1 rRNA gene is annotated in these 1,645 nt (G+C 51.3%); it reads left to right on the top strand.

The features are described 5' to 3' along the window. The first annotated feature begins 21 nt into the window (after positions 1–21). Positions 22–1,566: ribosomal RNA gene (locus H4J62_RS19885) — 16S ribosomal RNA — on the top strand. Positions 1,567–1,645: the final 79 nt, after the last annotated feature.

The following is a 1,645-nucleotide window of genomic DNA, read 5'->3' on the forward strand; positions in this document are numbered from 1 at the left end:
TAAGCATCACAAACGATTTTTTAATTGAAGAGTTTGATCATGGCTCAGATTGAACGCTGGCGGCAGGCTTAACACATGCAAGTCGAGCGGTAACAGAGAGTAGCTTGCTACTTTGCTGACGAGCGGCGGACGGGTGAGTAATGCTTGGGAATATGCCATATGGTGGGGGACAACAGTTGGAAACGACTGCTAATACCGCATAACGTCTACGGACCAAAGAGGGGGATTCTTCGGAACCTCTTGCCATTTGATTAGCCCAAGTGAGATTAGCTAGTTGGTGAGGTAATGGCTCACCAAGGCGACGATCTCTAGCTGGTTTGAGAGGATGATCAGCCACACTGGGACTGAGACACGGCCCAGACTCCTACGGGAGGCAGCAGTGGGGAATATTGCACAATGGGCGAAAGCCTGATGCAGCCATGCCGCGTGTGTGAAGAAGGCCTTCGGGTTGTAAAGCACTTTCAGTTGTGAGGAAAGGTGGGTAGTTAATAGCTGCTCGCTGTGACGTTAGCAACAGAAGAAGCACCGGCTAACTCCGTGCCAGCAGCCGCGGTAATACGGAGGGTGCGAGCGTTAATCGGAATTACTGGGCGTAAAGCGTGCGTAGGCGGTTTGTTAAGCAAGATGTGAAAGCCCAGGGCTCAACCTTGGAACTGCATTTTGAACTGGCAAACTAGAGTACTGTAGAGGGTGGTGGAATTTCCAGTGTAGCGGTGAAATGCGTAGAGATTGGAAGGAACATCAGTGGCGAAGGCGGCCACCTGGACAGATACTGACGCTGAGGCACGAAAGCGTGGGGAGCAAACAGGATTAGATACCCTGGTAGTCCACGCCGTAAACGATGTCAACTAGCTGTCTGTGGACTTGATCCGTGGGTAGCGGAGCTAACGCATTAAGTTGACCGCCTGGGGAGTACGGCCGCAAGGTTAAAACTCAAATGAATTGACGGGGGCCCGCACAAGCGGTGGAGCATGTGGTTTAATTCGATGCAACGCGAAGAACCTTACCATCCCTTGACATCCACAGAAGAGACTAGAGATAGACTTGTGCCTTCGGGAACTGTGAGACAGGTGCTGCATGGCTGTCGTCAGCTCGTGTTGTGAAATGTTGGGTTAAGTCCCGCAACGAGCGCAACCCCTATCCTTATTTGCCAGCGCGTTATGGCGGGAACTCTAAGGAGACTGCCGGTGATAAACCGGAGGAAGGTGGGGACGACGTCAAGTCATCATGGCCCTTACGGGATGGGCTACACACGTGCTACAATGGCAAGTACAGAGGGCAGCAATACCGCGAGGTGGAGCGAATCCCACAAAGCTTGTCGTAGTCCGGATTGGAGTCTGCAACTCGACTCCATGAAGTCGGAATCGCTAGTAATCGTAGATCAGAATGCTACGGTGAATACGTTCCCGGGCCTTGTACACACCGCCCGTCACACCATGGGAGTGGGATGCAAAAGAAGTGGCTAGTTTAACCTTCGGGAGGACGGTCACCACTTTGTGTTTCATGACTGGGGTGAAGTCGTAACAAGGTAACCCTAGGGGAACCTGGGGTTGGATCACCTCCTTATCTTGAAGTAAAAACAGTTTAATGGAAACTTCGGTTTCACGAGTGTCTACACAAATTACATGATAACAAATTAGAAGAA

This window comes from Colwellia sp. BRX8-5, from assembly GCF_014077325.1.
Taxonomy (GTDB): Bacteria; Pseudomonadota; Gammaproteobacteria; order Enterobacterales; family Alteromonadaceae; genus Colwellia_A.